The organism is Dactylosporangium sp. NPDC049140 (assembly GCF_040648435.1).
Genome location: NZ_JBEZDS010000001.1, coordinates 378,042 through 404,408, shown reverse-complemented (window position 1 = coordinate 404,408; position 26,367 = coordinate 378,042). Strand labels below are relative to the sequence as shown.

The following is a 26,367-nucleotide window of genomic DNA, read 5'->3' as shown; positions in this document are numbered from 1 at the left end:
CCTTCCACGGTTTCCCCCACGCAACCTACACTGCGCGGCCCTCCCCGTTTACCCAGGCGGCCATCACGTCAAGCAGCTCGTCGAGGTCCACCGGCTTGGTGATGTAGTCGCTGGCCCCGGCGGCCAGGGACGACTCGCGGTCGCCCGGCATCGCCTTGGCGGTCAGGAACACCACCGGCAGCTCGGCGAAGCGCCGGTTGCGCCGGATCGCGCGGGTCGTCTCGTTGCCGTCCTGGTCGGGCATCATCGCGTCCATCAGCACGATGTCGACGTCCGGGTGCTCGGAGAGGATCCGCACGCCGTCGGCGCCGTTGTCCGCGTACAGCACCGTCATCCCGTGCAGCTCCAGCGCGCTGGTGAGGGCGAAGACGTTGCGCACGTCGTCGTCCACGATCAGCACGGTGGCGCCGTCGAGCTGGTGGGCCGCCGCCGTCGGGTGACGCTCGGCGGAGGGCAACGAGCGCAGCATCGGCGGGGCCGCGGCGATCGGGCGGCTCGCCGGCGGCAGCGCGGCCAGCTGGCTCGGCAGCGCCAGGTGCAGCTGCTGGTGCAGGGTCGGCGTCACCTCGGTGGCGATGACGTCGGGGAGGTACAGCGTGAACGTCGCCCCACGCCCGACCTGAGAGGTCACCCCGATCCCGCCACCGAGCAGGCGGGCCAGCTCGCGGGAGATCGACAGGCCGAGGCCGGTGCCGCCGTACTTCCGGCTGGTGGTCCCGTCCGCCTGCTGGAACGCCTCGAAGATGAGCGCCACCTTGTCGTCCGAGATGCCGATGCCGGTGTCGGAGACCGCGAACTGGATCACGCGCCGCGCCCCGGCGAGCGTCGGCGACTGGAACTCCAGGTCGGCCGGGGCCACCCCGATGGTCAGCGTCACCCCGCCGTGGTCGGTGAACTTGACCGCGTTGGAGACCAGGTTCCGCAGGATCTGCTGGAGCCGCTGCGGGTCGGTGACGATCGCCGGCGGCAGCGAGAAGTCGGTCACCACGGTGAACTCCAGGCCCTTGTCCTCGGCCTGGGGGGCGAAGGCCTGCTCGACGTACGCCCGGATCTCCTCGAACGAGACCTCGCCCGGCTCGACGTCCATCCGGCCCGCCTCGATCTTGGACAGGTCGAGGATGTCGTCGATGAGCGCGAGCAGGTCGGAGCCGGCGTTGTGGATCGTCGCCGCGAACTCGATCTGCCGCGCGGTCAGGTTCGTGTCCGGGTTGTCGGCCAGCAGGCGGGACAGCAGCAGCATCGAGTTGAGCGGGGTCCGCAGCTCGTGGCTCATGTTGGCCAGGAACTCCGACTTGTACTGCGACGCCTGCGCGAGCTGCAGCGCCTTCTCCTCCAGGCCGAGCCGCGCCATCTCGATCTCGCGGTTCTGCTTCTCGATGTTGCCCTTCTGCTCCGACAGCAGCGTCGCCTTCTCCTCCAGCTCGGCGTTGGTGCGCTGCAGCTCCGCCGACTGGTCCTGCAGCTCCTCGGTGAGCCGCTGCGACTGGGACAGCAGCTCCTCCGTGCGCCGGTTGGCCAGGATCGTCTTGAGCGCCACGCCGATGGTGACCACGAGCCGGTCGAGGAAGGACAGGTGCAGCTCGCTGAACGGGGAGACGCTGCCGAACTCGATCACGCCGAGCGGCTCGCCCTCGAAGAGCACCGGCAGCACGACCAGGTCGACCGGCGGGGTCTCGGTGACCCCGGAGCGCACCTGGAGCCGGGACTCGGGCGCGGCCTGCACGCGGATCGCCCGGCGGGACAGCGACGCCTGGCCGATGAGGCCCTCGCCGGGCGCGAAGCTGATGTCGACGCCGGGGGCCACGTAGCCGTACGAGGCCTCCAGGCGCAGCCGCAGCCCGATCTCCGGGTCGGCGCCGGAGAGGAAGAACGCGCCGATCTGCGCGTCGACCAGCGGCGTCACCTCGGCCATGATCATGCGGCAGACCTCGCCGAGGTCGCGCTGGCCCTGCAGCAGGCCGCCGACGCGGGCCAGGTTGGAGTCGAGCCAGCCCTGCTCCGCGTTCTTCTTCGTGGTCTCGCGGAGCGTGACGATCATCTGGTTGATGTTGTCCTTGAGCTCGGCCACCTCGCCGAGCGCCTCGACCGCGATCCGCTGGGTCAGGTCGCCGCGGGTCACGGCCGTGGACACCTGCGAGATCGCCCGCAGCTGGGTGGTCAGCGTCGAGGCCAGCTGGTTGACGTTCTCGGTGAGGTCGCGCCAGGTGCCGGAGACGCCCTTCACCTGGGCCTGGCCGCCGAGCTTGCCCTCCGAGCCGACCTCGCGGGCCACGCGGGTGACCTCGTCGGCGAAGGACGAGAGCTGGTCGACCATCGTGTTGACGGTCGACTTCAGTTCGAGGATCTCGCCGTGCGCGTCGACCGTGATCTTCTGCGACAGGTCGCCCTTCGCCACGGCCGTGGTGACCTGGGCGATGTTGCGGACCTGGCTGGTCAGGTTGGACGCCATCGAGTTCACGTTGTCGGTCAGGTCGCGCCAGGTGCCGGAGACGCCCTTCACCTGGGCCTGGCCGCCCAGCTTGCCCTCGGTGCCGACCTCGCGGGCCACGCGGGTGACCTCGTCGGCGAAGGACGAGAGCTGGTCGACCATCGTGTTGACCGTGGACTTCAGGGCCAGGATCTCGCCCTGGGCGTCGACGGTGATCTTCTGCGACAGGTCACCGCGGGCCACCGCCGTCGCGACCTGCGAGATGTTGCGGACCTGGGCCGTGAGGTTCGAGGCCATGAAGTTGACGTTGTCGGTGAGGTCGCGCCAGGTGCCGGCGACCCCGCGCACCTGGGCCTGGCCGCCGAGCTTGCCTTCGGTGCCGACTTCTCGGGCCACGCGGGTCACCTCGTCGGCGAACGACGAGAGCTGGTCGACCATCGTGTTGACGGTCGATTTGAGCTCGAGGATCTCGCCGCGGGCGTCGACGGTGATCTTCTGCGACAGGTCGCCCCGGGCCACGGCGGTGGCGACCTGGGCGATGTTGCGGACCTGGCTGGTGAGGTTCGAGGCCATGAAGTTGACGTTGTCGGTGAGGTCGCGCCAGGTGCCGGCGACGCCGGTGACCTGGGCCTGGCCGCCGAGTTTGCCTTCGGTGCCGACTTCTCGGGCCACGCGGGTCACCTCGTCGGCGAACGACGAGAGCTGGTCGACCATGGTATTCACGGTCGACTTCAGTTCGAGGATCTCGCCGCGGGCGTCGACCGTGATCTTCTGCGACAGGTCGCCCTTCGCCACGGCCGTCGACACCTGGGCGATGTTGCGGACCTGGCTGGTGAGGTTCGAGGCCATGAAGTTGACGTTGTCGGTGAGGTCGCGCCAGGTGCCGGCGACGCCGGTGACCTGGGCCTGGCCGCCGAGTTTGCCTTCGGTGCCGACTTCTCGGGCCACGCGGGTCACCTCGTCGGCGAACGACGAGAGCTGGTCGACCATCGTGTTCACGGTGTCCTTGAGCTCCAGGATCTCGCCCTGGGCGGCCACCGTGATCTTCTGCGAGAGGTCGCCCCGGGCCACCGCGGTGGCGACCTGGGCGATGTTGCGGACCTGGCTGGTGAGGTTGGACGCCATCGAGTTGACGTTGTCCGTGAGGTCCTTCCAGGTGCCGGCCACGCCCGGCACGTCGGCCTGGCCGCCCAGCTTGCCCTCGGTGCCGACCTCGCGGGCCACCCGGGTCACCTGCTCGGCGAAGATCCGCAGCGTGTCGACGAGCGAGTTGATCGTCTCGGACAGCTCGGCGATCTCGCCCTTCGCGCTCACCGTGATCTTCTGCGACAGGTCGCCGCGGGCCACCGCCGTCGCCGCTGTGGAGATCGACCGCACCTGCCCCGTCAGGTTGGCGGCCATGGAGTTCACCGAGTCCGTGAGGTCCCGCCAGGTGCCGGCGACGCCGGTGACCTGGGCCTGGCCGCCGAGCTTGCCCTCGGTGCCGACCTCGCGGGCCACGCGCGTGACCTCGTCGGCGAACGACGAGAGCTGGTCGACCATCGTGTTCACGGTGCGGCCGATGGTGAGGAACTCGCCCCGCAGCGGCCGCCCGTCGATCTCGAGCGCCAGCTGCTGCGAGAGGTCGCCCTCGGCCACCGCCACGATCACTCGGGCGATCTCGGTGGTCGGGCGGCCCAGGTCGTCGATGAGCGAGTTCACCGCGTGGATGCGGTCGAGCCAGGCCCCCTCGAAGCCCTCCTCGTCGAGCCGCTCCGTCATCCGGCCCTCGCGGCCGACGACCCGGCTGATGCGCAGCAGTTCCCGGGTGTGGCGCAGCTTCATCTCGGCGAGCCGGTTGAAGCGTTCGACCACCTCGCCGGGCAGCCCGTCGCGCCGGCTCAACCTGATCTTCAGATCACCGGAGAGCAATCGGTCCAGCGCCCCGGAGAGCTCCTCGAGGAGGAGGGTTTCCGGACTCTTCTGGGGGACTTCTTCGACTGTGGTCATGACGTCTCCACCGGTCTCGGGGGCAGGCGGTGTCCACCCATCGTCGTCCTTCAGGTTGGATTGTTACCACCGTTCAGTGGAGACTGCGATATGTGACAACCCCGACCGTCCGGCGGATCAGGCTCCCGGCCGACCATAGCTCTCCCGGTCTGGCCCGTGACGCGATCCGGACGATCGTGCACGAACGGGACCTCGGCCCGGTGCTCGACGAGGCCCTCCTGCTCGTCACCGAGCTCACGACCAACAGCGTCGTGCACGCCGGCACCGAGGTCGACCTGGAGATCACCGCCGGTGACGCGTCACTCACGGTCGCCGTGCTCGACTTCCAGCCCGGCGCCATCGCGCCGAGCTTCCCCGAGACCACCGGCGGCGAGCTGCCCGAGCGCGGGCGCGGGCTGCTGCTGGTCGAGCAGATGGCCACGGCCTGGGGCACCGTGCACTTCAGCGGCGGCAAGGGCGTCTGGTTCCGCCTCGACGTCAGCCCCGAGCAGCGGCCCGGCGTGCCGGCCTTCGACCTGCCCTCGGCGGTCGACTCGCTGATCTGGTCGGGGCAGGGCGCCGCGCTGGACGAGCTCGCCGAGGAGCTGCTGCAGCGGCTGTGCCGGGCGATCGGGGCCCACGGCGCGGCGCTCACTGTGGACGAGGGCAACGGGCCGCACACCGTGAGTGCGTACGGGCGCCTCGGCGGCACCGTCGGCAGTCAGGCGACACAGGCCACGTCGGTCGAGACCCAGTCGGCCGGCGGCGGCTTTGGCCGCCGGGTGCCGCTGCGCGTGGCCCGCCCGTGGCGCGCCGAGCTGGTCGTGGCCGGGGGCGGGAGCAGCCCCTACGCGCGTCCGCTCATCGCCCTGGCCGCCGACCGGCTCACGCTGCTGGTCGAGAACCACCGGCTGCGCCGCGCCGACGCCGAGCGGCGGACCTGGCTGACGTTCCTCGCCGACACGAGCGAGCTGCTGGCCCAGTCCCTCGACGTCGAGCTCACGCTGGCGCTGATCCCGCGGCTGGTCGTACCGCGGCTGGGGCAGTGGTGCGCCATCCACGCCGCCGATGCCGGGGGCGAGCTGCGCCTGGCCGCGGCCACGCACGCCGACGAGTCCCAGGTCGCCGACCTCCTCGACGCCCTCGCGCAGGCCACGCCGCAGCTGAAGGAGGCGATGGGCACCGACGCGGTGGTACCCCTGGGGGCCCCGCTGGAGGGCTACATCGTCGCGCTCATCGCCCGCAACCAGCACCTGGGCACGCTGGCGGTCGGCGGGAACCGCGACACCTGGCAGCGCGCCGAGGAGGTGGCGGTCGTCGAGGACGTGGCCCGCCGCGCCGCGCTCGCCATCGACAACGCAAACATCCACGCCGAGCGCCGCCGCGTCGCCCAGACCCTCCAGCGCTCGCTGCTCCCACCCCAGCTGCCCCGGGCCGAGGGGGTCGAGTTCGGCGCCGAGTACGTGCCCACGGGCGAGGGCGTCGAGGTCGGCGGCGACTTCTACGACGTCGTGCCGCTGTCCGGGCGCCGCTGGCTCGTCGTGGTCGGCGACGTCTCCGGCAAGGGCGTGCAGGCCGCGACCGTGACCGGGCTGGTCCGCGACGTGACCCGGGTGCTCGTCCGCGACGGGCGGCCGCTGCCCGAGGTACTGCTGCGGCTCAACGAGACCCTGCTGGAGCGTGGCGGCGGCCGCTTCTGCACGCTCTGCCTGGCCCAGATCCTGCGCCGCCAGGACAACCGGCTCGACGTGACGCTCCACCTCGCCGGGCACGACCAGCCGGTGCTGCTGCGCGCGGACGGGCGCACAGAGCTCGTCGGCGCCTGCGGCACCGCCCTGGGCCTGCTCGACAACATCAACACCCCGCGCACCCAGGTGCTGCTCGATCCCGGCGACACGCTGATCTTCTTCACCGACGGGGTCACCGAGCGGCGCCGCGGCATCGACCTGTACGGCGTCGACCGGCTCCGCGACGAGGCCGCGAAGCTCGCCGGCTTCCCCGCCGACGTCGTCGTGGCCCGGCTGCGGGCGCGGACGCTCGCCTACTCGCCGGAGGCGCCGCGGGACGACATCGCGATCTTCGCGGTGCGCAACGACGCCTGAGCTTCACACCTGATTCAGGCCACCCAGCCGCCGTGCAGGAAGTGCGCGGCCAGCACGCCCTGGGTGGTCAGGAACAGCACGAGCACCCCGCGGTCGAGCCAGGGCCGTCGCCCCAGCGCGCCCAGCGCCATGAACGCGGGGAAGATTTCGAGCCCGATCCGGGACGCGGAGTAGAGCGGATACGGGATATCGCTGGTGTACCGGCTGGGAAAGCTCACCATGAACGTCAGCAGGGCCAGGCCGAGCAGCGGGAAGATCGCCTGGTCCCGGGGTCGGCGCAGCCACGGGAGCAGGAGCGCGGCGAGAGCCGCGACCGTCGCGAGCTCGAGGACGTTGTGGGCCCAGATCTCCGTGAACGGCGGGCCGGCGTTGCGTGCGGCGTCGAGCGGCGCCTGCCAGGGCCAGGTCAGGTGGCGGCCCCAGTGCGTGGCCTGCGTGTGCGAGAAGGCGAGCGGGTCGCCGTACGCGATCTTGTTCACGAGCATCACCGCGCCGAGACCGCCCGGGATGACGATTAATGCGCATATTTCGGACCAGCGCTTGGGGCGCGTGCGGGCGTACTCGAACACGAACGCCGCGGCGAGCAGGATGCCGGCGGATCGGGTGGCCGCGGCCAGGGCGCCGAGCGCGCCGGCGGACCACCAGAGGCGGCGGCGCAGGCAGTACACGGTGGCGAGCACGAGCGCGATGAACAGGCCCTCGTTGTAGGCGGCGCTCAGGAAGAAGCCCGTCGGGAACGCCACCAGGTAGAACGCGGCCCGGCCGGCGGCGGCGCGGCCGAGCTCGAGGTCGGTCAGGCGGTACAGCAGGATGAGCGCGGCCAGGAGTGCGGCGTTGGCGACCAGGAGCGCCGCGACCCACTCCCGGTGCCCGCACAGCGGCGTGAGGACCCGGATGAGCAGGGGGTACAGCGGGAAGAAGGCGGCGGGGGAGGCGTCGGAGGTGCGCTGGTAGCCGTGCTCGGCGATGGCGATGAACCACTTCGAGTCCCACTGGGACGCCCACAGCCAGGCGACGTGGGTGGGCGACTTGCCCGGGGCGGGGTCCCCGATCCAGGCGAGCACGGAGACGGCCGCGATGCCGGCGCGGCTGGCGGCGAAGATCGCGCATCCGGCCAGGACCGCCCGCCGCCACGGCCGTGTTGTGCGAGGAATCCGCTCGGCCGCCGGTGTCTTTGCTGGAGCCGGCCGGACGACCGGGAGCTGCTCAGTCGCGGGTTCCACTGGCGGCTCGGATGCGGGCCAGGGCGTCGGCGACGTCGGCCGGGCGGGCGTTGAGGTCGTACGTGCTGAGCAGGTGCAGGTTGTCGCCCGTGTCGATCTCGAGGTACTCGGTGCGCAGGCCCGCGCGCGTGCGGGCCTCCAGGCGGACGCGCTCGATCTCGGGCCAGTCCAGGCGCCGGTGGCCCGCGTAGCCGGACACGACCGTCAGGCCGTCCGGATCGGCGGCGAGGCGTACCGGGGCGATGAGGTCGCGCAGCGCGTACGCCCCGGCGACGACGGCCGCGACGATGGCCGCGGTCCGGGCCGGGCGGTCCTCGGCGAGGAACACGGCGCCGAGGGCGAGGGCCACGGTGACCGCGCACTTGAGGGCGGTGAAGCCGGGCGAGACCCGCCACCGCATGGTCGTCGGCTCGGGGCCGCCCGGCTCGTCGGCGGCGGGCTGGTCGGAGAAGGCACCGCTGCGCATCTGCACACCCCTACGATTACGCGACCCAGCCGCCCCGCACGAAGTAAGCGGCCAGAATCGCCTGCAGCATGAAGAAGAGGGCGACCACGATCCGATCGAGCCACGGCCGCGCCCCGATGCGCGCCAGGATCATGAACGCCGGGAACACCTCGAGGCCGAAGCGCGACGCCGAGTACAGCGGGTAGGGCATGTGCGACGACGGGAAGCTGATCATGAGCAGCGTCAGCCCGACGCCGACCAGCGGCAACACCCACTGGTCGCGGCGCATCTTCCACGGCCCGACGAAGCAGAGCACGAGCAGCGCGATGCACATCAGCGCGGTCGCCAGCTCCAGCAGGTTGTGCACCCAGACGTCGCTGAAGCCGTACCGCAGGCCGTGCGGGGTCACCAGCGACCTGACCCCGCGCAGGACCGGCATCCACGGCCAGTCCAGGTGCCGGCCCCAGTACCGCTGCGCCTTGAGGAACGCGAACGGCTCCCCGTACGCGTTCAGCGAGAACACCGCCACGCCGCCCACCCCGACGGGGATGAGCAGCACCGCCAGCGCACTGCTGCGCAGCTTGAACTGATTGACCCGCACGTACTCCCACACGAACGCCGCGGCCAGCAGAATCCCGGCGGACCGCGTGAACACCGCGAGCCCGCCGAACGCGCCGGCCCACCACCAGCGCTGCTGGCGCAGGCAGTACAGCGACGCCAGCATGAGCCCGATGAACAGGCCCTCGTTGTAGCCGGCGGTCAGGAAGAACGCGGTCGGGAACGCGACCAGGTAGAACACCGTGCGGCCGGCCACGACCCGGTCGAACTCGCGCTCGGCGAGCCGGTAGAGCACCACCAGGGTGCCGAGCGACGCGACGTTGGCGACGAGCAGCGCGGCCACCCACGGCTTGCCGAGGCAGAGCGGGGTGAGAACGCGGATCAGCATGGGGTACATCGGGAAGAACGCGGCAGGCGCCTTGTCCGGCTCCGGGTAGTACCCGCGCTGTGCGATGTCGATGAACCACTTCGAGTCCCACTGCGAGGCCCACTGCGCGGCGATGTAGGCCGCGGTGACGTTGGGCCGCTTCTCCCCGATCCAGGAGAACGCCGTGACGACGGCGAGCGCGATCTTGCTGGCCGCGAAGATCCCGAACCCGACGAGCAGCGCCCGCCGCCACGGCCGATCGCGCCCGGTCGCCACGCCACCGCCGGGCTCCTCCGGCCCGCCGCTGCCCGCCGCGACGTCGGCTTCGGCCGCCGCCGGCCGGTCCGCTGTGGCCACCGCGGCCGTCGACCGGTCGAGTGCGGGCGGCTGGTCCGCCGAGGTCCGGCCCTTCGCGGTCTGGCTCCCAGCGGCCCGACTTCTCGCGGTCTGGCCCTTCGCGATTGGGTCCGCCGTGGTCGGGTCCGCCGTGGCCTGCGGCGCGATGGCCTCGCCCGCGTCGGGGCGGTTCGGCGTTGCCGTCGGATCGGTGGCCGCCGGTGAGGCCGCGGCGGCCGTTGTCGGGCCGGGGCGGTCTCCGGGGCTGTCGGCGTCCATCTGCGGCATCGTAGAGGCGCTCATGGTCAGGGCCGAAGCCCGCCGCGGATCACGAGGTCGAGCAGGGCGAACACGAACAACGCGATCCCCACGAACCCGTTGGCCGTGAAGAAGGCGCGGTTGACGCGGGACAGGTCGCCCGGCCGCACGATCGCGTGCTCGTAGGTGAAGGCCACCGCGGTCACCGCGAGCCCGATCCACCACGGCCACCCGAGCCCGACCAGCTGGCCGAACCAGACGAACAGGGCGAACGTGACGATGTGGGCGATGGTCGACAGGCGCAGGGCGAACGGCACGCCGAAGCGGGCCGGCACCGAGTGCACGCCGATCTCGCGGTCGATCTCGGTGTCCTGGCAGGCGTAGATCAGGTCGAAGCCGCCGATCCAGAGCCCGACCGCGAGGCCGAGCACCCAGGCCGGGCCCGAGCCGCGCAGGTCGCCGGTGACCGCGAGCCAGGCGCCGACCGGGCCGACCAGCTGCGCGATGCCCAGGATGGCGTGGGGCCAGTTGGTGAAGCGCTTGCCGTACGGATACACGACCAGGGGCACCACGGCCAGCGGCGCCAGGGCGAGGCAGAGCGGGTTGAGCAGGGCCGCCGCCCCCAGGAACACGACGATGGCGACGATGGCGCCGGTCCACGCCGTGCGCACGCTCACCGCGCCGGTCACCAGCTCGCGCTTGGACGTGCGGGGGTTCCGCGCGTCGATGTGCCGGTCGATGATCCGGTTGGCGGCCATCGCGAACGTGCGCGCGCCGACCATGGCGATCGTCACCAGCAGCAGGTCGAGCCAGCCGACCCGCGGGCGCTCGCCGCCGGTCGTGGTCATCACGGTCAGGGCGGCCAGGTAGGCGAACGGCAGCGCGAACACCGAGTGCTCGATCGCGACCAGCCGCAGGAACGCCTTGACCCGGCTCGGAGGTGCCTCAGCCAGCGTCATCTGGAAGTCTTCCGCGGCCATTTGTCGCCTTCGGCGTTGTCATTGAACCCATACTCTCTCCAGCGCTTGTCCACCCGCGCCACGACCTCGGGCGACATGACCATCTCTTCCGGCCAGCCGCGATGGTAGCCCTCGGCCGGCGTCTTCCGCGTGGCGTCCAGCCCCGCCTTGCCGCCCCAGAACTGCTGGTAGGACGCGTGGTCGAGGTGGTCGACGGGGCCCTGGGTGAGCAGCAGGTCGTGGGTGTAGTCGACGTTGCCGAACGCGCGGAAGGCCACCTCGGCGTAGTCGTGCACGTTGCAGTCGTCGTCAACGACCACGATGAGCTTGGCCAGCGACAGGAGGTGGGCGCCCCAGACGGCGCTCATCACCTTCTGCGCGTGCTTGGGGTACCGCTTGCGGATGGAGACGATCACGCAGTTGTGGAACACCCCGGCGGCCGGCAGGTCGTAGTCCACGATGTCCGGGATCAGCAGCTTGAGCAGCGGCAGGAAGATGCGCTCGGTCGCCTTGCCCAGGCCGTGGTCCTCCTGCGGCGGCTTCGACGTGATGATCGAGTGGTAGATCGGCTGCTTGCGGGTCGTCATGCACTGCACGTGCAGGACCGGGAAGTCCTCGACCGGGGTGTAGAAGCCGGTATGGTCGCCGAACGGGCCCTCGGGCAGCCGCTCGCCGGGCTCGAGATAGCCCTCCAGCACGATCTGGGCGTTGGCCGGCACCTGCAGGGGCACCGTGAGGCAGTCGACCATCTCGACCCGCTCGCCGCGCAGGAAGCCCGCGAACAGGTATTCGTCGATGTCGGACGGCAGCGGCGCGCTCGCCGTGTAGGCGACCACGGGGTCGGCCCCGATCGCGATCGCCACCGGCAGCCGCTGCCCGAGCCGCTCCGCGACCGCGTGATGGGCCGTGGAGTCCTTGTGGATCTGCCAGTGCATGCCGATCGTGTTGTGGCTGTGCTGCTGAAGCCGGTACAGACCCAGGTTGCGCTTGCCCGTCTCCGGGTGACGCGTGTGGGTCAGGCCGAAGTTGTGGTAGATCCCGCCGTCGTCGGGCCACACCTGCAGGCCGGGCAGCTTGTTGAGGTCGACCTGGTCGTCCTTGTAGACGACCTCCTGGCAGGGGGCGGACTTCACGTGCCGGGGCGGCACCGACTTGAGCTGCATGAGCTTGCCGATGCCGTCGCGGATGCCGGCCCAGCCGACCGGCAGCTCGGGCTTGACCAGCTCGCCGATGCGCGCGCCGACCTCGTCGAGGTGCTCGACCCCGAGCGCCATGGCCATCCGCCGCTCGGTGCCGAACAGGTTGATGGCGACCGGCATGTCGCCGCGGGTCGGCTTGTCGAAGAGCAGCGCGGGGCCGCCGGCGCGCACGGTGCGGGTGACGATCTCGCTGATCTCCAGGTGCGGGTCGACCGGCGCCGCGACCCGGTGCAGCTCTCCCGCCTTCTGCAGGGCGGCCAGAAACTCGTTGAGGTCTGCATAGGGAAATCCGCGAGCCATGCCTGCATCCTCGCAACCGGGTACGACATTTTCGTCGGCACCCCTCCCGCCACGGCCGTTTGCGCCCGCCGTGGCAGAGTTGTCGCGTGGATCAGCGCAGGCCATGGGTCGTCGGAGTGTCCGGGGCATCGGGCACGCCCTACGCGGCGGCCGTGATCCGGGCGTTGTTCGACGCCGGCGAGGCCGTCGACCTCGTCGTGTCACGCGCCGCGCGGCTCACGATCCTCGACGAGACCGGTGTGTCCTTCCGGGACGCGCACTGGAAGGACGATCTCGCCGCCTGGCTCGGCCGGACGCTCGACGGCGCCGACGTCGCCTACTGGCCGGCCGGCGACCTGGCCGCCGGGCCGAGCAGTGGGTCGTACCCCGCGAAGGGCATGCTGGTGGTGCCGGCGAGCACCGCCGCCTGCGCCGGGATCGCCATCGGACTTTCCAAGGACCTCCTTCAGCGCTCCGCTGAGGTGAACCTCAAGGAGCGCCGCCCGGTCGTGGTTGTGCCACGCGAGACCCCGGTGACCCGTAGTCACCTGGAGCACCTCATCGCACTACACGACGCGGGTGCGGTGGTCCTGCCCGCGAGCCCCGGCTTCTATGCCGCCGGCGCCGCGGCCACGGCCGCTCAACTGGTCGATTTCGTCGCCGGCAAGGTTCTCGACGCCGCCGCCGTATCGCACAGCCTGTTCACTCGTTGGTCGGGTGAGCTCGGCCATTCCCGTTAGAGGTGTCATCCGGAGCGTCGTCCCCTTCGAGCAACGCCCTCACCTCGGATTCCCGGAACCGCCGGTGTCCACCCGGGGTTCGGATGCTGCTGATCCGGCCGGCCGCGGCCCAACGCGTCACCGTCTTCGGATCGACGCGAAACAAGGCAGCGACCTCACCGGGCGTCAGCAGACGATCTCCCGTCTCCACGGCCCCTCCTTTACCCTGGGTGGCTCGCCATGCTCGCGCACCCCCATGCTGCGAAGCTGAAAGCGCGAGTCATCCTGGGATGTACGCCCATTACAGCACCGCTCACGTGCCGTGTCCGGGAAACGAGGAAAACGCACTTCTGGGTAATTAGCTGTGTTAAAACCCGGACCGTTAGGCTTGTCGCGATGGATGCGATCGACCGCCAACTCCTCGACCTCCTCCGCGACAACGCCCGCCTTCCATATGCGGAGCTCGCCCGGAAGGTCGGCCTCTCCGCCCCGGCCGTGCACGAACGCGTCGGCAAGCTTGAATCCTCCGGCGTCATCCGCGCTTACCGGGCCGAGGTCGAGCCCGAGACGCTGGGCCTGCCGCTGACCGCCGTGATCGGCATCGTGCAGGACAGCAGCGGTGACACCGACGCCGTCCTCGATGCGCTGCGCGACCATCAGGAGATCGAGTCGTGCTACTTCATGGCGGGTGAGGAATCGTTTCTGTGCAAGGCGCGGGTGAAAACGATCGGCGATCTGGAACGGCTCATCGTGGACCTGAACCGCGTCAAGGGTGTGGCCCGCACACGCACCACGATCGCCCTTTCCACGAAATGGGAGGGGCGGATCCGGCCGGTCGCCTGAGCGCTTCATGCCAGGGTCGCCAGCCCCGCATATTCCGCCACGTAACCGTCGTCGGTGAGGTCGAGCTCGGCGGTGAAGTTCTCCGAGCGGTACCGTATCCGGCCCCGCGCCAGCACCTCGTAGCTCTCCGCATAGGGCAGCACGGCCAGGCTCGGCAGCAGGACCCACGCCGCCTCGATGTCGGCCGTGGTGCCCGGCTCGGCCCGGTGCAGCCCGAGGCGGCGCAGGGGCAGCGACCTGGTCAGCGGCGACTTGTGCAGGTCGACGTCGAGCACCGCGTGCAGCCGGTCCGGGTCCTCGATGCCCGAGAACGGCGCCGTCGGCAGGAGTCGCTCCAGGTTGCCCTGTTCGCTGGTGGTGACCCGCCAACGCCCGGCGGCCCGCTCCATGCGCAGGGTGCGGAGCCAGCCGGCGCCCTCGACGGTGACCTCGAGCCGGGTGCTCGCCCACGACTCGTCCGTGTGCAGCTCATAGCGGCAGGTGTACAGCGCCAGCTCGGCCGCGAACGCAACCCCCTTGGCGTGCAGGCCACGCCGGTCGTCCAGGGTGACGAACTCGCCGCCGACGGTGTCGGTCCGCTGCCAGGCGAACGCCCGCGGTAGCACGGTCATCCCCGGACCGTACTCGACCGCGAGCGTTTGTGTAGACCTCGTTACCGAGCGCTACCGGAAGCGGGGAGGGCGCCGGTCGTTCGTCGGACGGCGCCCGGGAGCGCCCTGGTTCGAGCTCTTGGCGATGCGCACCGGCACCCCGCTGGGCTGACGCGCGCCGGTGACCTCGGCCAGCGCCGGGTCGCCCGCGCGGACGCGCAGCTCGTTGGGGGTGACGCCGGCCTTGGCCAGCAGCGCCGCCGCCCGCCGTCGCTGCCGCGGCAGCACCAGCGACACGACCGTGCCCGCGGCCCCGGCCCGAGCCGTGCGGCCCGCCCGGTGCAGATAGTCCTTCTGGTCTCGCGGAAGATCCACGTGTACCACCAACGAAACATCGTCGATGTGGATCCCGCGCGCGGCCACGTCGGTCGCGACCAGCACGTCGACCGAGCCCTCACGGAACTCGGCGAGCGTGCGGGTGCGCACCCGCTGCGTCTTGCCGCCGTGCAGTGCCCCGGCCCGCACGCCGACGCGCGCGAACTGGTCCACCAGCTCGTCCACGGCCAGCTGGGTCTTCACGAACAGGATCGTGCGGCCCTTGCGCGCGGCGATGGATGCGGCGATGGCCATCTTGTCGTTCGGCGGCACCAGCAGCACGTGGTGGTCCATCGACCCCACCGAGGCCATCGCGGGCTCGATCGAGTGCGTGACCGGGTCGGTCAGGAACTTCGCCACGAGCGCGTCGACGTCCTTGTCCAGCGTCGCGGAGAACAGCAGCCGCTGCCCGCCCGCCGGCGTCTGGCTGAGGATCTCGGTGACCTCGGGCAGGAAGCCCATGTCGGCCATCTGGTCGGCCTCGTCGAGCACGGTGATCTCGACCGAGTCCAGGCGGCAGGCGCCCCGCTTGATCAGGTCGCCGAGCCGGCCCGGCGTCGCCACCAGCACGTCGACGCCGCGCTCCAAGGACCAGATCTGGCGGTCGTACGGCACTCCGCCGACGGCGGTCTTGCAGAAGAGCCCGAGCACCTTGCCCAGCGGGGTCAGCGCGTCGTTGACCTGCATCGCGAGCTCGCGGGTGGGCACCAGGACGAGAGCCTTGGGTGCATGGGGCCGGGAACGGCCGGAGGCGGCGAGCCGGACGAGCATCGGCAGGCCGAACGCGAGCGTCTTGCCGGAGCCGGTACGGCCGCGGCCGAGCACGTCGCGGCCGGCGAGCACGTCAGGGACGGTCGCCGACTGGATCGGGAACGGTTCGGTGATGCCCTCAGCGGCCAGCGCCCGCACCAGTTTGGTGGGAAGCCCGAGGCCCGCAAATCCGGGTGCTTGCTCGGTGGGCCGTTCGAAGAGGGATGGATACGAGCTGGGGTCAGCGAGCAGCAAGGAGCTGGGACCTTCCGTTGGAGAACGGTTAAGACTATCCGATCCCCACCGAACGATCCCAGCCGCCGTGTCGCGCCTCACTTGGGCGCTTTGACGCCGCCGAAAATCTCGTCGATGAAATTGTGCGCCAGTGTGACGGTGAGGTAGCCGCCTACCAGCAGTACCACCACCATCACCGCGATGATGACGAACACCCGGCGATTGCCGGACTTGCGGGGCGCCTCTTCGTCATCCGACTCTTCGGTGCCCTGGCTCAGGATGTGCCCGGTGAGTGACCCGGAGCTCTCGAGCGGACTGTCCCCGCCGTCGGCCGGGAGGGGCGTCGGCGTGGCGCCGCCCTTCCCGCCGTACACAGTGCCGGCGGGGGCTCGCTCGGTGCGGGCCCACTTCCCGTAGCTGTCGGCCGCGTCGGCCTTCTCGGCCTCGGCTTCCTCGGCTAATTCGCCCTCCTCGTCGGGCGGGGGGATGGCTGGGGGCTGGCCGTGCTCCGGGCCGTGCTGCGACGGCGCGCCGCCGGACGGGTACACGTTGCCGGGGCCGCGGTTGGCCGGCGGCGGATAGCCCCCGCTGACGGGCCAGTTCTGCTGTTGTACCTCATGCTCGTCGCTCTCCGTTCCAGGAGCGCCCGGCACCGGGGGCGGGGCCCCCCACGCGGGCGGCTGCTGCCCGTACTGCGGTTGCTGCCCGTACTGGGGCGGCTGCCCGTACTGAGGCTGGCCGTACTGCTGCGGCTGCCCCGGGGGCGGCTGCCATCCCGGCTGCGCCGGTGGCGGGTTCCATCCCTGCGCGGGCGGCCCGGACTGGGGCGGGTTCCATCCGGGCTGCTGGGCGGGTGGCCCCGACTGGGGCGCGTTCCACCCTTGCTGCTGGGCGGGCGGGGCCGACTGGGGCGCGTTCCAACCCGGCTGCTGGGCGGGTGGCCCCGACTGGGGCGCGTTCCACCCTTGCTGCTGGGCGGGTGGCCCCGACTGGGGCGCGTTCCAGCCCGGCTGCGGCGGCTGTTGTCCCTGCCACTGCGGCGGCTGGGGCGGCTGGGGCTGCGGCGGTCGCCAGCCCGGCTGCCCCGGCTGCCCCGGCTGCGGCGGCGGCTGCTGTCCCTGCCAGCCCTGCTGCTGCCAGCCCTGGACGGGCGGCGGCTGCTGTCCCTGCCAGCCCTGCTGCTGCGGGTGGGGCGGCTGCCAGCCCGGCTGTCCCGGCTGCGGCGGCGGCTGTTGTCCCTGCCACTGCTGCTGCTGCGGGTGTCCTTGCGGCGGCGTGTTGGGCGGCGGGCCCCAGCTCTGCTGGCCGGGCAGCGGCGCGACGTACCCGGGCCGGTTCCAAGGCTGCTGCTGCTCCGGCGGCGGCTGCTCACCCGACGGGTTGTGGCCCCACGGGTGCTCCGCGGACGGCGTCGTGTACGCGGGCGGCCTCGGTCCGTCGGCCGGCCGGTTGTCGTCCTCCGTCGGGAGCGGAGGGGGCTCCTCGGCCGCGAGGAACGGCGAGCTGGAGACCGGGGGCGGGGTGCGGTCGGCGCCGAAGGGCGGTGCGGGGTTGTTGTCCGGAAGGCCGTACGGGGAGCCGCCGCCCGAGCCCGGGCCGAACGACGAGGCCGGCTGCGCGTCCGGGAGCCCGTAGGCGGGGCCGCCGGAGGACGGCGCGCCGGGGCCGAACGAGGGGCCGGGCTGGGAGTCCGGGACGCCGTAGGACGGTGCGCCGGGGCCGAATGACGGGCCGGGCTGCGAGTCGGGGACGCCGTAGGACGGGGCCTCCGGGAGCGGCGGCGGGCTGAAGCTGGACGGTCCGGGCGGCTCGGGGAGCGGCGGCGGGCTGAAGCTGGACGGTCCGGGCGGCTCGGGGAGCGGCGGCGGGCTGAAGCTGGACGGTCCGGGCGGCTCGGGGAGCGGGGGCGGGCTGAAGGTCGGCGGTCCCGGTGGTTCCGGGGGCGTCGGTAGGCCGGGCGTGCCGAAGTTTCCGGGCGTGCCGAAGCTGCCGGGGGCGGCGGGCGCGTCCGGGGACTGGAACGGGCCGGGCCGGAACGGCGACGGGCCGGGGAACGGCGGCTGCGGGAACGGGCCCGGCGCGGGGCCCGGCTGCGGCGTGGGCTCGGGCTGCGGGATCGGGCTGGGCTCGGGCGCCGGCGGGTACGGCGTCGGGATCGGCTCCGGCGTCGGCGCGGGCGGGAACGGCGTGGGCTCGGGTTGCGGCACCGGCTCCGGGCTCGGGAACGGCGACGGCGTCGGGCCCGGGATCGGCTCGTGCGGCTCGTGGGGCTCGTCCTCTGAGAGCGCGTCGCTTGCTGCTTGGGTGTTGACGGCGCCGCCGCGGTACACGGTGGGTGTCGCCCCCCGGGCCGCCTGGGCCGCCTCTTCGGCGCTGACCGTGTGCAGGCCTGGGACGGAAGCGCTGGCCCGGGCGCCGGCGAACGCGGACTCCGCGTCGCCTACTGGGGCCGGCACGTCGGCGGCACCCGGGAAGGGCACGTCGACGACCGCCGGGACCTCGGCCGACGCGGCGGCCGGCTCGGGCACCACGGGAATCTGGGGCCGCTGCACCGCGAACGGGTGGACGGCGGGCGCGGGCGGCTCGCTCACCTGGCCGAACGGCTGGCCGGCGGCACCGTGGGAGGGTGCGTACTCGCCGGCTTGGCCGTACGCGGGAGCGGGCTCGCTGGGCGGGCCGTACGACGGTGCGGGGTCGCCGAGCGGGCCGTAGGACGGCACCGGGTCGCTGGGCGGGTTGTAGGACGGTGCGGGGTCGGCCGCCTGGCCGTACGCGGGTGCGGGGTCGTTCAGCGGGTCGTACGACGGTGCGGGGTCGGCCGCCTGGCCGTATGCGGGTGCGGGCTCGCTGGGCGGGCTGTACGACGGGGCGGGGTCGCTCGACGGGCTGTAGGACGGCGCCGGGTCGCTGAGCGGGTCGTACGACGGGGCGGGCTCGTCGGCCTTGTCGTTGGAGCCGGCCGGGGCGTACGACGTGGCCTGGCCGTAGGCCGGTGCTGGCTCGCCGGACGGGTCGTAGGACGAGGCCGGGTCGTAGGACGGGGCCGGGTCGCCCGGCCGGCTGTACCCGTGTGCGGGTTCGGCCGGCGGGTTGTAGGACGGGGCCGGCTCACTCAGCGGGTCGTACGCCGGGGCGCTTCCGTACGGTGCCGGGGCCTCGTTGGTCGGCAGCGGGTACGCGGCCGGGGCCGGGAGCTCGGGGTCGGCCGGCGGTGCCGAAGTCGGCTCCGGGGCCTTCCACGGGCGGGCGAAGGCGTCCCAGGAGGACTCCACCTGGGACCGGGGGGTGCGCAGGCGGTTCGGCAGCGGTGGGGGCTCGTCGCCGACGGCCGGTTCCGCGGGGGCCGGGGGTGCGTCCGACGACGCGCCGTAGGCGCCGAACGACGGGGGCTGATAGTTGCCCGCGGACGGGGCGGGGTCGTAGGACGGCTGATCCGCGTCGGACGGCTGGCCGAACGACGGGGGCTGGTACGACCCGGGATCGCTCGAATAGGACGGCGGCTGGTAGGAGCCGAGGTCACTCGAAGGCGGGGCGGGCTCGTAGGAGGCCGGCGGTGCCTGGTCGTCGAGCGACGGGGACTCCGGGGCGGGCAGGTCGGTGCCCGAGGTCGAGTACGTCGTGGCCCGGTAGGTGCCGGCCTCGTGGCGTACCTCTTCGAAGTCCGCCGGGGCCGTGATCCCCGCCACCGTCGCCCGGCCCACCACCGGGGTCATCGACGACTCCGGCTCAGGCTCGTCCGCGGCCGGGGCGAAGCCCTCCAGGGGAGTCGGGGCGAACGGGGGGGCCAGGCCGTCCGAGGGCTCGTCCGCCGCGCGGGGCTCCGGAGGGGCCGGCGGGGGCGGGGGCGGGTCGGTCGGCGGGGGGCCGTAGATGTCGGGGGACGGGTTCAGGTTCGGCAGCTCGTACGCCGACTCCGGCGCGGGGGCGAAGGCCTCCCAGGACGGCGACGAAGCCGAAGCCGGAGGAGCCGAAGCCGGAGGAGCCGAGGCAGGAGGAGCCGAAGTAGGAGGAGCCGAAGTAGGGGCCGAGACCGAGGCCACCGGTGAAGGCGCCGGCGCCGCGTCCGACGTGTCGCCGAACGCCGCCATCATCGCGGCCAGCTCCGGGTCGTCGTCGTCCTGGCCGCCGGCGTCGAACGGGTTCGCGCCCGGCCACAGGGCGCCGTCCGTCGGGGTCGGAGGAGGCTCGTACGCCCGGTCGGGCAGCTCCTCGTCGGCCGGCTCCGGTGGCAGCTCCGCGCCGACCGGGGGCGGTGGTGGCAGCGGCGGCAGGTCGGCGCCGTCCTCCGGGGTCGGGCGGCCATCCTGGGGGATGCCGCTCGCCGGGGCCGGGTAGCCGAACGAGGGGTCGCTGCGCGCCGCCTCGCCGCGTGTGCCGTCCCGCGTCTCCCGATCGTCCATTGCTGCCTCCATGAACCGGTGCCCTCGACGGGCATCATTGCGTGCCCGACGGGCTCCCCGTCCGTCAGTCAACGGGTCCACGGTGCCACATCGAGTCACGCAGCGCCCGATCGGTGTCCGTCGGGTTTTCGATCACCGCCCGACGGACGCGGTCAGTTACCCGAGGCGGCGGCCGACGTCGTGGCCTGTGTGCTCGCGCCGGCGGACGTCGACTTCTCGATAACCGGCTGGGCGGACGACGCGGCCGTCGAAGGCTTCGGCGGGGTCTTCGTCGGCGCGGGCTGGCTGGTCGACGGCTGGACGGTGGGCGACGGCGGTGCCGACGTCGGCTCCTGGGTCGTCGGCGACGGCGAGGTGCTCAGCGTCGGCGACGGGGAGGTGGAGTGCGACGGGGTCGGCGAGCCGGTGCTCGCCGGCGGCGTGGTCGGGTTGCCGCCGGTCCCGGGTGGTGCGGTGGTCGTCTGGGTCGCGTTCGGGCCCGGTACCGCATCGAAGATCCGGGTCGCGCCGAACAGATTCGACCAGCGGACCGCGGCGATCTTGACCTTCTGGCCGCTCGTCGGGGCGTTGACCATCTTTCCGCCGCCGATGTAGATGCCCATGTGGTAGATCGAGCGCCAGTCACTCTTGTCGGTCGCGAAGTACACGAGGTCGCCCGGCAGCAGCTGGTCGCCCAGGCTGTTCTTGGTGACCTGGATGGCGTGGGTGCCGTGGTACATGTCGGCGGCGACGCGCGGGACGTGCACGCCCACCTTGCCGTACGCCCAGTAGGCCAGCCCGGAGCAGTCGAACGTGTCGGGGCCCTCGTCGCCCCAGACGTACCAGGAGATGTTGACCTTGCTCAGCGCGTAGTTCATTGCCTGGACGGCCTTGGGGTTGGCCATCATGCCGTCGATGTTCGGGTTGTCGGCCAGGTTGGGGCTCAGCGCCTGCTCGGCGGCGTCCTGTTCGGCCTCCATCTGCAGCGCGAGCTGGTCGTTCTGCGCACGCAGGGTGACGTATTCGGTGTTCTTGGCCTGGAACTCGGTGTCGATCGGCGTGTAGGTGTTCTGCGCCGCCTGCAGCGCCTGCTGGGCCGCCTGCAGCTCCTGGCGCGCGGCCGACTCGGCCTCCTGGGCGCGCAGCAGGTCGCGGGCCGCCTCCTGGCCGCCCGGCTGACCGCCGAGGCCCGGGGCGAGCAGCCCGAACTGGTGCAGGTCGCTGGCGTACCCGTCCAGCGGCCCCAGCTGCTGGGCGCGCTTGTACGCCTCGGCCGCGGCGTCGTCGGCCCGCTGCCGCTGCTCCGCGACCCGCTGGCTCGCCTCGGCCAGCTTGATCTGCGCGTCCGCCAGCGCGTTGCGCGCGGTGTCGAGCTCGGTCGAGGCCCTGTTGCGTTTCTCGCCGAGCTGGGCGACGGTCAGCTCGAGCTGGGTGAGCTCGGCCGCCTTGGGCCCGCGCTGGGTGGTGGTCGTGGCCGGCGGGGCGGTCGTCGCGCCGGTGGCCCCGGGCAGCACGAGCTGGCCGGAGGCGATCGGCCGCGAGCCGGTGTCCGGAATGTCGCCCCCGGGATCGGCGTAGGCCGGGCGCGCGATCAGGGCGCAGAGCATGCTGCACACCACGACCGCGGTCTTCACCGGACCCCGCCTGAGCAGCGGACGACGCTCCTTCACGAGCGCCGGAGGGCGCTCATGTACCACCGAAGGCGCCGGCGTCTCACCCGGAAACGCCGCCCTCAGCAACAGCCCGCTCATTGCCACCGTCCCCAGTCGGTTAGCCATACAACATGGTCGATCGTTGTCGATCGATCAGTCGGTCTGCCGCCCGACCGTGTTTCTGCCCACTTTTTCTTACCGCACGAGGCGACACACGTCGAGGGGCGATCAATGTCAGCTTCGTCGTACCGAGGTGAATGCAGATCGAACGACAGGTCCGACGTACGCTGGCTGCCGTGGATGCAGGTTTGAAGCGCGAACTCGAGGCCAAGGTCACCGCCGGGGAGCGGCTGAGCCGGGAGGACGGCGTCGCTCTGTACGAGTCCGACGACCTCGTCTGGCTGGGCGGCCTGGCCCACCAGGTACGCACCGAGAAGAACGGCGACCGGGTGATGTTCAACGTCAACCGGCATCTCAACCTGACGAACGTGTGCTCGGCCAGCTGCGCGTACTGCTCGTTCCAGCGCAAGCCGGGCGAGAAGGACGCGTACACCATGCGCATCCACGAGGCCGTCGCCAAGGCCAAGGAGATGGAGGACGAGCAGCTCACGGAGCTGCACATCGTCAACGGTCTGCACCCGACCCTCCCCTGGAAGTACTACCCGAAGGTCCTGCGTGAGCTGCGCGCGGCGCTGCCCGGAGTCAAGCTCAAGGCGTTCACCGCGACCGAGATCCAGTGGTTCGAGAAGATCTCCGGCCTGCCCGCCGACGAGATCCTCGACGAGCTCATGGACGCCGGCCTGGAGTCGCTGACCGGCGGCGGTGCGGAGATCTTCGACTGGGAGGTCCGCCAGCACATCGTCGACCACGCCACCCACTGGGAGGACTGGTCGCGCATCCACCGGCTCGCGCACAGCAAGGGCCTGCGGACCCCCTCGACGATGCTGTACGGCCACATCGAGGAGCCCCGCCACCGCGTCGACCATGTCATGCGCCTGCGCGAGCTGCAGGACGAGACAGGCGGCTTCACCGTCTTCATCCCCCTGCGCTACCAGCACGACTTCGTCGACTCCGCCGACGGCAAGGTCCGCAACAAGCTCCAGGCCCGCACCAAGATGGCCTCGCCCGCCGAGAGCCTGAAGACCTTCGCCGTGTCGCGCCTGATGTTCGACAACGTCCCGCACGTGAAGTGCTTCTGGGTCATGCACGGCCTCTCGGTCGCGCAGCTGTCGCTGAACTTCGGCGTGGACGACCTGGACGGCTCGGTGGTCGAGTACAAGATCACGCACGACGCCGACAGCTACGGAACGCCGAACACGATGCACCGCGAGGACCTGCTGCACCTCATCTGGGACGCGGGCTTCCAGCCGGTCGAGCGCAACACGAAGTACGAGATCGTCCGCGAGTACGACAGGCCGACCCCGCTGGCGGAGCGCCGCTCCGAGCCCCAGCAGGTCTGGGCCTGACGTTACGCTGGGTCCACCATGTCACCGTTTATCAAGTACACGCTCGCGCGGTTCGGGCTCTTCGGGCTCGCCGCGCTCGTGATGCTCGTGCTCCCGCTCGACATCGACGTGCTCCTCAAGCTCATGATCGCCGTGTTCGTCTCCGCCATCCTCGCGTTCTTCCTGCTCCGCGGGCTGCGCGAGGAGGCTTCCGTGCAGGCCGTCGGGATGGCCCAGCGGCGCGCGGATAACAAGGAACGGCTGCGTGCCGCCCTCAATGGGGATGATGATGGGGGTGAAAGCGCCACCAAATCGGACTAAAGCCAATTAGGCCTTGGATGGCGCGTGGTCATTCGAGAGGGCTTGATGGGTCGCAGGTTCGTACCGATGGTGGCGTTCGCGGCGGTCGGGGGCAACAAGGACGCCAGCCTGACCCTGGCCGAGTACGGCGACTGCGCGTACCGGGTGATCGGCAAGCAGCAGCTGTGCGCTACAGCATCCAGTCCTCAGTGAACTCGATGACGGCGAAGTGCCCGCCCGACGGGTCCGCCAGGCGCGCGTAGAAGCCGGCCGAGGCCGGTTCGGCACCACGGGCCACCGAGCCGCCGAGCTCGGTGGCCCGTTCGCATGCGGCGGCCGCGTCCTCGACCATGAAGCAGACCGTCCAGTGGTCGGGGACGCCGGGCGGGAAGCGGTCGTCGATCGGCACGAGGCCGCCGACGGTGTCGTTGTGGTGGTGCAGCTCGAAGTACGGCTGGCCCTCGCTGTCGGCCTCGACGGTGTGCCAGCCGAACACCTCCTTGTAGAAGGCGCCGGAGCGGTCGAGGTCGCGCGCGGCCAGCTCGAACCAGCAGATGGCGCCGGGCTCGAAGGTGACCTGGGCGCCGACGAACCGGCTGCGCAGCCAGGTGCCGAAGAGCGCGTGGCCGGGATCGGCGAAGACGGCGGCGGTACCGAGGTCACGCACGCTGGCGGGCGGGACGCGCACGGCCCCGCCGGAGCGCTCGACGACCGCCGCGGCGCCGGCCGGGTCGTCCGTGGAGATCGAGATCAGCCAGGCCGCCGTGCCGCCCGGGCGCCCCTGACGCAGACCGGCCGCGGCGCGCCCGCCCAGCGTGAAGTGCCCGTCGTCGTTGCGGCCCCAGCCGAACAGCTCCCCGTAGAAGCGCTCGGCCGCGGCCGGGTCAGGGGTGACCAGCTCCGCCCAGCACGGCGTGCCCGGTGCATAACCCCGCACTCGCATGACGTTCCCTCCGGTTCCGGTCCTCGACAGACCGAGATGCTGCCATCAGCGGGCGAATCCTTCCAGGGGGGCCGGCAAAGGTCGCGAATGGAGCACATCGAGCCGCGAGACGGCGCGCGTCAGCACGACGAAGAGCCGGTTGAGGCCGCGGGGCTCGGCGGTCACGATGTCGGCCGGCTCGACCACGATGACGTGGTCGTACTCCAGGCCCTTGGCCAGGCTCGCCGGCAGTACCGTCACCCGCTCCTCGGCGTCGAGGCCGGCCTCGCGCAGGGCCTCGGTGAGCCGCGCGACGGCCGCGTCGGCGGCAATGATCCCGACCGAGCCGGGGTGGCCGAGCGCGGCCCGGGCGGCGTCCACGACCGATCCCTCGATATCCGCGACGGTACCGATGGTCAGCGCGCCGTCCGTGCGCAGCGAGCGGGCCTCAGGAACGTCCACCCCGAGCGAGGGCAGCAGCCGGTTGGCGAGCTCGACGACGGCCGCGGGAACCCGGAAGCCGGTGGTCAGCGGTACCACCCGGGCCTCGGGCTTGCCCAGGTGCGACAGCAGCACCCGCCAGTCCCGCGCGGCCCACGGCGCCGTGCCCTGCGCGAGGTCGCCGAGCAGCGTGATCGAGCCGTGCTCGCTGCGCCGCGCGATGACGCGGGCCTGCATCGGGGAGAGGTCCTGGGCCTCGTCGACGACCACGTGCCCGAACGACGGCACCCGGTCGATCAGCCCGGCGGCCTCGTCGATGAGCACCGCATCGGCCGTGCTCCACCGCGCCGACTTCGCCGACTTGGGCGGCTTGGCCCAGGCGAGGGCGCCGTGCTCGGCCTCGTCGAGCTGTTCGTCGGCCGGGTCGCTCAGGATCTCGAACACCAGCTGCTCCGGCGTGACCGCGGGCCAGATCTTGTCCAGGACCTCGGTCACCGGGGCCGCCTTGCCCATCCGCCGCTGCCAGCCCTCGCTGGGCGAGTCGCCGCGGCGGGCCTCGGACTGGCGCATGAGCAGGCCCACGATCCGGGCGCGGACGCGCTCGCGGCCGATGCCGTACGGGGGTGCCTCCCGCCGCACGTCGTCGACGATCCGGCGGAGCGCGTCGGCCGAGAGCCGCCAGCGGTACGAGCCGTCCGACACCGTGAGCGGCTCCTCGGGCCGCCCGATCTTGGCCAGCAGGCGTCGTTGCAGTACCGCCGCCATCTTTTCCTGGTTCTTGACCTCGGCGGCGGCCTCGCTGTCGGCCCCGCGCACGGGCGTGGTCAGCAGCCCGTCGATCGTGGACTGGCGCACCTCGAGCTCGCCCAGGGTGGGCAGGACGCTCGCGATGTACTGCAGGAACGCCGAGTTGGGCCCGACGATGAGCACGCCGGCGCGGCGCAGGCGCTCGCGGTGCAGGTAGAGCAGGTAAGCGGCCCGGTGCAGCCCGACCGCGGTCTTCCCGGTCCCCGGCGCGCCCTGCACGCAGATGGACTCGTCGAGCTCGGCGCGCACCAGCGCGTCCTGGTCGGGCTGGATGGTGGCGACGATGTCGCGCATGGGTCCGACGCGCGGCCGCTCGATCTCTTCGAGCAGGATGCGGCTGGTGCCCTGTTCCTCGCCCTGGGTGAGGTGTTCGTCTTCGAAGCTGGTGAGTTCGCCTTTGACGAAGCCGAAGCGTCGGCGCACGTCGACGCCTTGCGGGTCGCGGGCGCTGGCCTGGTAGAACTTGCGTGACAGGGGCGCGCGCCAGTCGAGGACCATCGGCTCGCCGGCGGCGTCGGTCACGTGGCGGCGCCCGACATGGTATTCGTGGTCGTCGAGGTCGAGCCGCCCGAAGAACAGCGGCGTGTCGGGATTGTCGGCGAGGTCGGCGATGCGCCGGGCGAGGTGGCGGCCCAGCGTTTCGGCGGCGTAGGCATCCCCGGCGACCTTGTCTCCGGTGGAGAAGAGCTCCTCGGCATGCTCGCGCATGCGTTTGAGCGCCTGTCGTGAAGCGTCGAGGTGGGCTCGCTCGGCGGCGAGCTCGGTTTCCAGTGCGGGCACGTTGATCC

19 protein-coding genes are annotated in these 26,367 nt (G+C 71.9%); 6 read left to right on the top strand and 13 right to left on the bottom strand.

From position 1 onward, the window contains the following. Window positions 1-25: 25 nt before the first annotated feature. Entirely contained in the window at window positions 26-4,417 is a 4,392-nt protein-coding gene (locus AB0B76_RS01780) for a HAMP domain-containing protein (protein WP_360367655.1), read from the bottom strand. A 92-nt stretch (window positions 4,418-4,509) separates the two neighbouring features. On the opposite strand from AB0B76_RS01780, the gene AB0B76_RS01775 reads away from it, so the two are divergent. Continuing rightward, window positions 4,510-6,498: a SpoIIE family protein phosphatase gene (locus AB0B76_RS01775; protein ID WP_360367652.1), complete on the top strand. Its 1,989-nt coding sequence runs from the start codon at window positions 4,510-4,512 to the stop codon at window positions 6,496-6,498. Between the two features lie 14 nt (window positions 6,499-6,512). Here the strand turns inward: AB0B76_RS01775 and AB0B76_RS01770 are convergent, their stop codons facing one another. From AB0B76_RS01770 to AB0B76_RS01750, 5 genes are read right to left on the bottom strand one after another with little or no spacing between them, the layout of a single operon-like run. Further along, window positions 6,513-7,721, bottom strand: coding sequence for a mannosyltransferase family protein (locus tag AB0B76_RS01770; protein ID WP_360367649.1), 1,209 nt, complete (start codon window positions 7,719-7,721; stop codon window positions 6,513-6,515). Then, a complete protein-coding gene (locus AB0B76_RS01765) occupies window positions 7,705-8,187 on the bottom strand; it encodes a PH domain-containing protein (protein ID WP_360367646.1) in 483 nt (160 codons plus the stop codon). The genes AB0B76_RS01770 and AB0B76_RS01765 overlap by 17 nt, the downstream gene beginning before the upstream one ends. 16 nt (window positions 8,188-8,203) lie before the next feature. Continuing rightward, the gene (locus AB0B76_RS01760) at window positions 8,204-9,706 is read right to left on the bottom strand and encodes a glycosyltransferase family 39 protein (protein WP_360367643.1); all 1,503 of its coding nucleotides are present in this window, start codon (window positions 9,704-9,706) and stop codon (window positions 8,204-8,206) included. Between the two features lie 26 nt (window positions 9,707-9,732). Continuing rightward, a complete protein-coding gene (gene mqnP, locus AB0B76_RS01755; protein ID WP_360367640.1) occupies window positions 9,733-10,644 on the bottom strand; it encodes a menaquinone biosynthesis prenyltransferase MqnP in 912 nt (303 codons plus the stop codon). Further along, window positions 10,641-12,143 (bottom strand): menaquinone biosynthesis decarboxylase, encoded by a 1,503-nt coding sequence (locus AB0B76_RS01750; protein WP_360367637.1) that lies wholly within the window; start codon window positions 12,141-12,143, stop codon window positions 10,641-10,643. Before AB0B76_RS01750 ends, mqnP begins: the two co-directional genes overlap by 4 nt. An 86-nt stretch (window positions 12,144-12,229) precedes the next feature. Here AB0B76_RS01750 and AB0B76_RS01745 point away from each other — a divergent pair, with 86 nt between their 5' ends. After that, the gene (locus AB0B76_RS01745; protein WP_360367634.1) at window positions 12,230-12,862 is read left to right on the top strand and encodes a UbiX family flavin prenyltransferase; all 633 of its coding nucleotides are present in this window, start codon (window positions 12,230-12,232) and stop codon (window positions 12,860-12,862) included. Here AB0B76_RS01745 and AB0B76_RS01740 read toward each other — a convergent pair. Next, the gene (locus AB0B76_RS01740; RefSeq protein WP_360367631.1) at window positions 12,825-13,052 is read right to left on the bottom strand and encodes a BldC family transcriptional regulator; all 228 of its coding nucleotides are present in this window, start codon (window positions 13,050-13,052) and stop codon (window positions 12,825-12,827) included. The genes AB0B76_RS01745 and AB0B76_RS01740 overlap by 38 nt on opposite strands. A gap of 185 nt (window positions 13,053-13,237) precedes the next feature. Here AB0B76_RS01740 and AB0B76_RS01735 point away from each other — a divergent pair, with 185 nt between their 5' ends. Continuing rightward, window positions 13,238-13,684 carry an Lrp/AsnC family transcriptional regulator gene (locus AB0B76_RS01735; RefSeq protein ID WP_360367628.1) on the top strand — a complete coding sequence of 149 codons (447 nt, stop codon included), beginning with the start codon at window positions 13,238-13,240 and terminating at the stop codon, window positions 13,682-13,684. A 5-nt stretch (window positions 13,685-13,689) separates the two neighbouring features. Here the strand turns inward: AB0B76_RS01735 and AB0B76_RS01730 are convergent, their stop codons facing one another. The 4 genes from AB0B76_RS01730 to AB0B76_RS01715 all read right to left on the bottom strand — a co-directional run bounded on the left by AB0B76_RS01730 (window position 13,690) and on the right by AB0B76_RS01715 (window position 21,646). Further along, window positions 13,690-14,295, bottom strand: coding sequence for a putative glycolipid-binding domain-containing protein (locus AB0B76_RS01730; protein WP_360367625.1), 606 nt, complete (start codon window positions 14,293-14,295; stop codon window positions 13,690-13,692). 51 nt (window positions 14,296-14,346) lie between these two features. Continuing rightward, complete coding sequence (locus tag AB0B76_RS01725; RefSeq protein ID WP_360368694.1) at window positions 14,347-15,561, bottom strand: DEAD/DEAH box helicase; 1,215 nt, start codon at window positions 15,559-15,561, stop codon at window positions 14,347-14,349. 170 nt (window positions 15,562-15,731) lie between these two features. Then, window positions 15,732-20,033: a hypothetical protein gene (locus AB0B76_RS01720; protein ID WP_360367622.1), complete on the bottom strand. Its 4,302-nt coding sequence runs from the start codon at window positions 20,031-20,033 to the stop codon at window positions 15,732-15,734. 152 nt (window positions 20,034-20,185) lie between these two features. Further along, window positions 20,186-21,646 (bottom strand): NlpC/P60 family protein, encoded by a 1,461-nt coding sequence (locus tag AB0B76_RS01715; protein WP_360367619.1) that lies wholly within the window; start codon window positions 21,644-21,646, stop codon window positions 20,186-20,188. Between the two features lie 314 nt (window positions 21,647-21,960). Here AB0B76_RS01715 and mqnE point away from each other — a divergent pair, with 314 nt between their 5' ends. Genes mqnE through AB0B76_RS01700 form a run of 3 tightly spaced genes read left to right on the top strand, consistent with a single transcriptional unit; the run spans window position 21,961 to window position 23,622 of the window. After that, on the top strand, window positions 21,961-23,130 hold the full coding sequence (gene mqnE / locus AB0B76_RS01710) for an aminofutalosine synthase MqnE (protein WP_360367616.1): 1,170 nt from the start codon (window positions 21,961-21,963) through the stop codon (window positions 23,128-23,130). Window positions 23,131-23,148: 18 nt separating this feature from the next. Then, entirely contained in the window at window positions 23,149-23,430 is a 282-nt protein-coding gene (locus tag AB0B76_RS01705) for a DUF4229 domain-containing protein (protein ID WP_360367612.1), read from the top strand. 45 nt (window positions 23,431-23,475) lie between these two features. After that, entirely contained in the window at window positions 23,476-23,622 is a 147-nt protein-coding gene (locus AB0B76_RS01700) for a hypothetical protein (protein ID WP_360367609.1), read from the top strand. On the opposite strand, the gene AB0B76_RS01695 is transcribed toward AB0B76_RS01700, so the two are convergent. Together AB0B76_RS01695 and AB0B76_RS01690 are read right to left on the bottom strand one after the other, a co-directional pair. Next, complete coding sequence (locus AB0B76_RS01695; protein ID WP_360367606.1) at window positions 23,600-24,346, bottom strand: VOC family protein; 747 nt, start codon at window positions 24,344-24,346, stop codon at window positions 23,600-23,602. The two genes, AB0B76_RS01700 and AB0B76_RS01695, sit on opposite strands and share 23 nt — an antisense overlap. Before the next feature lie 51 nt (window positions 24,347-24,397). Then, on the bottom strand, window positions 24,398-26,365 hold the full coding sequence (locus AB0B76_RS01690) for an AAA family ATPase (protein ID WP_360368692.1): 1,968 nt from the start codon (window positions 26,363-26,365) through the stop codon (window positions 24,398-24,400). Window positions 26,366-26,367: the final 2 nt, after the last annotated feature.

Coding starts and splice junctions, on each gene's coding strand:
- AB0B76_RS01780 (WP_360367655.1), bottom strand. CDS start 4,417: ATGACCACAGTCGAAGAAGTCCCCCAGAAGAGTCCGGAAACCCTCCTC.
- AB0B76_RS01765 (WP_360367646.1), bottom strand. CDS start 8,187: ATGCGCAGCGGTGCCTTCTCCGACCAGCCCGCCGCCGACGAGCCGGGC.
- AB0B76_RS01760 (WP_360367643.1), bottom strand. CDS start 9,706: ATGGACGCCGACAGCCCCGGAGACCGCCCCGGCCCGACAACGGCCGCC.
- mqnP (WP_360367640.1), bottom strand. CDS start 10,644: ATGACGCTGGCTGAGGCACCTCCGAGCCGGGTCAAGGCGTTCCTGCGG.
- AB0B76_RS01750 (WP_360367637.1), bottom strand. CDS start 12,143: ATGGCTCGCGGATTTCCCTATGCAGACCTCAACGAGTTTCTGGCCGCC.
- AB0B76_RS01735 (WP_360367628.1), top strand. CDS start 13,238: ATGGATGCGATCGACCGCCAACTCCTCGACCTCCTCCGCGACAACGCC.
- AB0B76_RS01730 (WP_360367625.1), bottom strand. CDS start 14,295: ATGACCGTGCTACCGCGGGCGTTCGCCTGGCAGCGGACCGACACCGTC.
- AB0B76_RS01720 (WP_360367622.1), bottom strand. CDS start 20,033: ATGGACGATCGGGAGACGCGGGACGGCACACGCGGCGAGGCGGCGCGC.
- AB0B76_RS01705 (WP_360367612.1), top strand. CDS start 23,149: ATGTCACCGTTTATCAAGTACACGCTCGCGCGGTTCGGGCTCTTCGGG.
- AB0B76_RS01700 (WP_360367609.1), top strand. CDS start 23,476: ATGGGTCGCAGGTTCGTACCGATGGTGGCGTTCGCGGCGGTCGGGGGC.